This window comes from Ruegeria sp. CH11, assembly GCF_056537105.1.
Map to the genome: position 1 here is coordinate 238,319 of NZ_JBQFQX010000006.1, position 7,276 is coordinate 245,594.

The window sequence follows — 7,276 nt, forward strand, 5'->3', positions numbered from 1 at the left end:
ACATCGCGCCCGCTAAAGCAGCCCCTTCATCCCGTCGAATGAGGCCCGTCGCGCCCGGTCGGTGACCAGCGGATCGGCCCACAAAGCCAGCAGGTCGTCGCGGACCTGAGCGTGTTTCGCATTGGTGAAAGTCTGCGCTTCAAGCTTGTCGACGATACGCGAAACCCGGATACCTTCATTGGCCAGCCAGCGTACCCGCGCATCGTTTTCTTCAAATCTGTCTTTGGCGATCTTCTTGCCGTTGACGTCCAGAACGTGCCCGTTGACATCCGTGTCTGGTATCGCCTTGTGATGCACGGCCAGAACCTCCCAGCGGTTGTTCAAAACGGGTGAGCCGGAACTGCCTTTGTTGGTATCGCCCGTGTACCAGCAAAACGCATCGGCATCGGTCCCGTTGTCGACTAGCGTAAAGACACTGTCGTGAACCACGATATGTTTCTTCTTGCCGGCGGGATGCTGGATGATGTTGGTGGGATCACCGATCAGGGCCTTGCCCTCTTCTCGCAGCAAAGGCAGCCAGCCAAAGGTCTTGATGTCGGTCACGCCCTGAAGCCCCAGAAAGCAGATATCCAGCTTCTCGTCTGACCAGAAGAAATGATCCGTGTCCGCCGCATAGGATTCGGTGCTGCGCGGTGTGCCGATGCTGTTGTCGTCAAAAAGAAATTCGAACAGCGTGCCTTTTGCCTCGTCCTCATTCTTGATGACGTGGTGATTTGTCACCACCACGCTGTTGCCAACCAGAAACCCTGTCCCGGTTTTCACACCCCTGGAAATCCGGCAGACAGACCGCGCGGTCAGAATACCAATCTCGAGAAACTCGCCAGAGAGTATATTGTTCTTCTCACCGATATTGGCCTCCTGGCCCAATCCTGGTGTCAGGGTCAAAAAACTTGGCGGGCCTTGCGATTCGGCATTTTCCATCGCCTTTTGCCGTAGCTCAGCCTTCAGACGGCGCTGATCACTTTCGACCGCACGTCCATTTCCTTTTGCGATATTTGCCTGAGCTAGATGCCACTTAGCCTTGCGCGATTGCATACGCGCAAGGCTGTCATCATGATCTTCAAAGCCCAGATCCGCCGGGGTAATTGCCATGTGAACTCACAAATGATTTTTATGTAGAATAAACTTGAGCTTAAAAAACAGGCTTCATTGTACAAGGTTTTTTTGAATGGATAAAATTTCGTACGACACCTACGTGTCCCTTTCCGCCAACAGAAATCGCCGCAAAGAGTTTCGTGCCTATTCCATCGTGATCCCCGGCAAGGGCGCTTTCGACTTTCAGATCCTACCAAATCCCGATCTTGTGGTGGACATCCCCGACGACATCCAGCTTGAAAGCGCGATGCTGGCCGGGAACGCCATCGAACGCACCGCGCGGCGCACCGCATTCATTCTGGATCGTACGTTCAACAAGCACAAACCAGTTTTGGTCGCCGAGGGTGACAGTTGGTTTCAGTTTCCGATTCTAGTGGACGAAATCCTCGACCATCTATCGGACAAATATGCCATCCTGTCGCTGGCGGCTGCGGGTGACACGGCAAAGAACATGGTCAAAGGCCCCAAACAAAGTGGCGGATGCGAATACCTGACCAATCTGCGCCGCCAAAAGGACAACGTCCGCGCCTTTCTGTTCTCAGCGGCAGGAAATGACATCATCGGAGAGGACCCCGACACCAAAAAGTCAGCCCTTTTCGATATCCTCAACGAATTCGATAGCCGCGTCACGAATATCGATGCGTTCATCAACGGCGATGTTTTGAATGACCGGATCAAAACGCTGCGCGATTTGTATACGCAAGTGATCACCGATGTACGCGGAGAGCCGGGTCTCGAGACCCTGCCGATCATCATTCATGGCTATGATTACACCTTTCCCTACCCGCATTTCGAAAATGACCCCCGCAATCCCATTCACGCTGCCGACAACGAATGGCTTGGGGAACCGCTGGATCAGCGCAAATTCCCAACCGACACACAGGCACAGCGAGATTTGCGTCGCAACATCGTGAAACGGCTGATTGATCACCTCTACACAATGCTGGAGCAGTTGGCACAGGATCATGATCAGGTTTGGGTCGTGGATTGTCGTGGCGCGATGCCAAACGTGACCGATTGGATCGACGAGATCCACGGCACAGACGAGGGCTTCGCCAAAGTGACTGCGCGGTTCCACGAGACGCTGGATCAGGCGTTGGGCCAATAAGCAAAGGCCCTGCGTTAACACGCACTCGCGTTGCGGGTTCCGATTGGCACGGAATCAGGCTGATCCGGCGCTGCCTACGCTGAATTCGTGTGGTCTTGCACCTGCATTTCGCGCCTAAGTTGCGATATGCGAGGATTTATGCTAGTTTAAGACTTTATTTCTTTGGGTTTTTTTGGAGTGGAATGATGAAACTGACGTTTTTTGGCGTCGTCATGGCGATCATGGTTCTGCCATTCGATCCGACCACGTTGTCGGACGATTTCGCAGCGGGACCTTGCAATCCTGAGGTTCAGGACTGCCCCTAGCGGGTCGCCTGATCCAAGTTCATGAACGAATGGATCTATCTGGGCGCGGTATTGTTCGGTGCCTTCTCTCTGCTGATTGAAGCAGATCGCAACTATCGGACAACGCTTGGAAATTCGCCCTTCCCCTATCACGCCATTCTCGAAGATGTTGAGCTTGAAAATCTCTGCACCCCGCGCGAGTGGATGGCAGGGTTTCTGTTCTACTCGCTGCTTTACTTGCTGGCCTATGCTATAATCCTCAGTTCGACCGAGCTGTTCCTGCTGGTGCGCAGCGCCAATCTGGCCGAGCTTGAGGTAGGGGCCCATACCAATCTGGTCGGTCCCATGTCGGACCCGCTGGAACTGGCCGATTCGACCTATGGCAAACCGATCTTCGTATCGGCTTTCCTGATTGCGTTTCTGTCGATGGGGGCGATGAAGCCGGTCGAGACGTACATGCGGGCGCTGGCCCATCGTCTGGCCGGAGTGCCGCGCGGCGTTTACAACGTGTTGGAGCGGTTACAGGCCGTCGACTACCTAGAACTGAACAAAAAACACCCCAGCCCGCTTCTGCAAAGATACGCCAAGCTGACCAAGACTGCGGCGTACAAAAAGGTGTCGGACCAGTATGACGACGACATCAAGGCCCAACTTAGCACCATCGATTGTCTGGCGCCGTCTGTAACCGCTGGTTTCAGCCGCCTGCATTTCCCGCTGACACATTTCGACGCCTTCAAGGATGTCCCGCAGCAACTGGCGGACGAGGTCAAAGAAGTCGAGAACCTATTGGATGGGCTTGAAGCTAAAGAGAAGTCCTTTAAGGACCTGCATGAAAAGGCCGTCCTGACATCCAACAGCGCCAAAGCAGTTTTTGCGGTGTTCTATGTGCGCAACAATCACGCCATCAAGAACACCGACCAAAGATCGACCATCGCCAAAATCGACAAGCGGATCGCGCGGGGTTACCGGACCGAGTTGAATGCCTTTGCCATGTCGATGTTTTTTGGCGTTCTTGTGACACTGTTCATATCGTTCCTGACATACCACTGGCGCAGTCAGTACACGGTGGATGACCGGGTTTCTTTGGCGGAAACCGAGATTGAAGCCGCGTGGAATGACGACGCACCGGAAAGCACCCTGACGCTGCCGGACGCCACCGTCGTATTGGCCACACTGACCAAAGAAACCAAAGGGTCTCTGACGCTGGAAGCAGGACAATCCGTGGAACAACAGGTTCTGGGAGGAAAAACCGAATCCAAAGTCCTTGAGCAAGACCGAACCGCCACGGTCGTGTTTTTGGCGGAAGGCACCGCGGATATCCCGTTGCGCGAAAGCAGCAAGGTCACGATCCTTGAATTGCCGCTTGTCGACAACACGCCACAGCGCGGCCTGCCGCGCGTCGACGTCGCCGGTCGATCCGGGGTCGATCTGCCCGCCGAAACACAGGGCAGGATTACATTAAAATCAGATCTTACAATCCCGGCGAAACTGCCAACAAGAACCGTCGCGACGGTCGAGTTCGAGGGCGGGGCCATGGCCACAACCGAGCTCGGGGAAGATACCCTGGTCGACGTAACCTTGAAAGCAGGAGACCAGGTCGGGGTCAAGTTCAGCGACACAGTCCGTGCCCTGACCCCAACACGCGGACGGGATACGCAGGCAGCAACGCAAGCCGAGCTTGTGTCATTACCAACGTGGCCCACATGTCTTGCAAACCTCACATCCCCGAACACCGCTGAGAATGATCCCGGGTCTGATGGTTCGGCCCAACTGTCCGAGGCTTGTCAGACAGCAGAGCAGGAAGGTAAGGCCAGTTGGATAACCGGTCAGTATTCGCGCATCGTCAAATGGTCATTCTGGGACGTCTTGCAACGCGGCCTTATGGTGTTTGCCACCATCGTCGCCACAATCTTCTTTCGCGAGGTGCGGGTCGATCAGAACTCGTGGAAGCCCTGGTCGTTTCGCCGTATCCCGTTCCTGCGTTTGTTGTCGATGAGCGTTTCTCCGGCTTTGATCGGGGTGTTCGCCTTATCGTCGGCCTATGTCATCGCATTAGTCTGGGATTCAAATTTCAGCGTCACGCAACGGCAGATCACCGACCTGTTCCAACGCAATTGGGTCTATTTCGCCTGGCATCTGGTCCCCTGCATGATCCTGAGCATCACGGCCTTGATCCTGATGGACAAACACGAGGATTGGCCGGTCGAGGCATCATTGGCCACCGGCCTGATCTGCGCCGTGATCCTGGTTCTGATGTCCTGGGTGATCTTCATGGTCAATACGTCCACGATCGACAAGGTCCGCATCGCAATACCGTTCATCCCGGGTAGCTGGACAATAGGCCGCGAAGCCCTGCGCGACACCATAGTTACGGCCACGATGCCTTCGGTGTTTATCGTGATGTTTGCCGCGTTCCTTGAGATGACCGAAGAAAACCGCAGCACGGATTGGCTGATCATACGCGTCCTGAAAGCCCCAGTGGTGCGCCTGAAAGAGGCCATCGGCCCCAAAGTATCGAAGACATCGCTCATTGTGTTGGTCGTTGTTGTCCTGGGCTCGATCATCGCAGTCGTCTGGGGACAGGGCGCGGCCGCTCAGACATCGGAACCGCGAACAGACACCAATCCGATCACAGAAAATGACGCCGTAACCAAGAAAGATGAATCGTCTAAGGTCATCCTGCGGATCGGTGTGCGCAGCGATGCGCGCCCGTTTTCCTACCGCTCCAAAGGGAACTTCGATGTATTGACCGCAGCCACACCCGGCCCCTTGGCACAAGACAAATACACCGGATATATCATCAAGATCTGCGACGCGGTCCTGACCGACCTCATGGCCAATCCCAGAGATCCCGACAGCAGTTCAGGCACAGGCGACAGGCTGGTTTTCGACAACATTGAAATCGTTGATGTCGATGACCTCATTGAAAGTGACCCCGAAACAAGTCGTTTTGAGTATTTCGGGGACAAGTTCGACATCCTTTGCGACCCAAGCACAATCACCAACGAACGCCGCAGCGGCATGATACTCTCGCCGCCCTTGTTCCTGAGCGGCATCAGCTTCATCGATCTGCACAAGCTGGCCAAGCCGCCGAGCGATGGGTGCCCCAAGCTGCCCCTGATCGGCGTTGTCGGAAACACCACAGCGGCCAATAATGGCATTCGTGCGATACTCGAGGCTGATGAGCTTCCGCGCTATCGCAATCTGCTGATCGACTGGCTGGACGACAACCAAAATCAGTGCGCAAAGGGTCGCGAGGGGTATGAGGCAGTCGAGGTACTGGCCTCTCACGCAGCCGCTGCCAAAGCGTTCTGTGACAAAAAATTCCATTATTATCTCGGCGATCAGGAGATCATCGTCCACAGCGCCCGCCAGATACCGGGTTGCGAATTCGACCAGACAGCCCGCACATTCACGACGGATCGCTATGCGATTTTTGGCAAGATCGACTACTCGGACCCCGAACGCGCCCTTTGGGTCGCGCGGTTTTTCGAAGTGCTCAGCCAGAAAGTTCCGTTCAACCCATCCATTCTGGACATCGCCTTTTCCGATACCTTCGTCGGCACCGACAAATCCCGCGCGCTTGAACTATTCTTCTGGAGTGTGCGCGGGCCCAAATAGATGTGTCTAGCTTTTCCGCCTGCCGGTGCCAGATCCAATTGTCCGGACGAACTAAAGATCAGATACGCACCAACAACCGAACCAGTCCATCAAATCCGGTCAACAAATAGGAACCGTTTGAGCTCACCCATCGACTTTTGGATAAATGAAACCGTTTATCGGATAGAAACTGCCATACCGGCCCGGCTGGCTTTCGACCCGAACCAATGACCAGTCGTTGTTTTTTGAAACGTCCCTGACGCCCATCTTCAACGACACCTTGTTTCGGTGCCAATTGGCGTGGTTCACGATAACCTGCCTGTCGTCGACAATATCGGACACGACGGCGACATGGCCAAGAGGCATTCCGCCGGTTGCCCGAAACGACATTACCGAGCCGACAGCAGGCTCATTGCCCCGCTCAAAAATGTTGTGCGCCCGCGCCCACCAGTCTTTGGCATTGCCACGAATCTGAATGCCGCTGAGGTTTCGCGCGTAGGGTACGCACCACACCCTGTGCCCCCGGGCCTGTTTTTGCGCGACCTCTCGCAGCGCCATCGACTGACGTTCGGGATCAAGTTCCACTTCGTTTGGGTTCTGGGCACAGGCCGAGACAAGACCAATAAGCCCAAACGCAATCGCAATTCGGGCGGCACCGGACAGGCGCGGCCAATTTGAATTCGTTTTGCGGTCGCTGTTTTGCAAGAAGCTTCAATGCCGATTTGAGTGGTCACCGAGCTTTATCGCGATCTGTTACGAATTGAAAAGATGCTAACTCACTACCGGCAAGATATTGCCGGTTCCGCGCGCCAACGATCTGCAATTGGTCTGGTGGACTGTTTGTAGTTTGAACGGGCTGTTTGGAATTTGGTTGCGGGGAGAGGATTTGAACCTCTGACCTTCAGGTTATGAGCCTGACGAGGTTTGGTCGTTCATTAATTGATCCATTGGATCAATTGTAGTCTGAACGGTCTGTGTTGTGGATTTCTGACGCTGGTAGCGGGAGGGTGCAACCACCGTTGCCGAACGCAATTGAGATGTCAGCTTTAGGCGTTAACCCGACATACACAGCTCATCACTAAACTTCTGCAAAGCGGAGAGGCTGTGTGAAAACTCCCTCTGTTTTCCGAGAGATGGTATGCTTTCAGCAATCGGCGCGGAGGCAATCCATGGGGCGGTTTATTGAGGG

The 7,276-nt window shown here is 54.8% G+C and carries 4 protein-coding genes; 2 read left to right on the forward strand and 2 right to left on the reverse strand.

The features are described 5' to 3' along the window. Window positions 1–12: 12 nt before the first annotated feature. Window positions 13–1,092: a trypsin-like serine peptidase gene (locus tag ACR0LX_RS12305; protein WP_480783965.1), complete on the reverse strand. Its 1,080-nt coding sequence runs from the start codon at window positions 1,090–1,092 to the stop codon at window positions 13–15. 76 nt (window positions 1,093–1,168) lie between these two features. On the opposite strand from ACR0LX_RS12305, the gene ACR0LX_RS12310 reads away from it, so the two are divergent. Continuing rightward, window positions 1,169–2,203, forward strand: a complete 1,035-nt coding sequence (locus ACR0LX_RS12310) for a hypothetical protein (RefSeq protein WP_480783966.1) — start codon at window positions 1,169–1,171, stop codon at window positions 2,201–2,203. A 326-nt stretch (window positions 2,204–2,529) separates the two neighbouring features. After that, window positions 2,530–6,108, forward strand: coding sequence for a type 2 periplasmic-binding domain-containing protein (locus ACR0LX_RS12315; RefSeq protein WP_480783967.1), 3,579 nt, complete (start codon window positions 2,530–2,532; stop codon window positions 6,106–6,108). A gap of 123 nt (window positions 6,109–6,231) precedes the next feature. Here the strand turns inward: ACR0LX_RS12315 and ACR0LX_RS12320 are convergent, their stop codons facing one another. After that, the gene (locus ACR0LX_RS12320; RefSeq protein ID WP_480783968.1) at window positions 6,232–6,792 is read right to left on the reverse strand and encodes a CHAP domain-containing protein; all 561 of its coding nucleotides are present in this window, start codon (window positions 6,790–6,792) and stop codon (window positions 6,232–6,234) included. Between the last annotated feature and the right edge of the window lie 484 nt (window positions 6,793–7,276).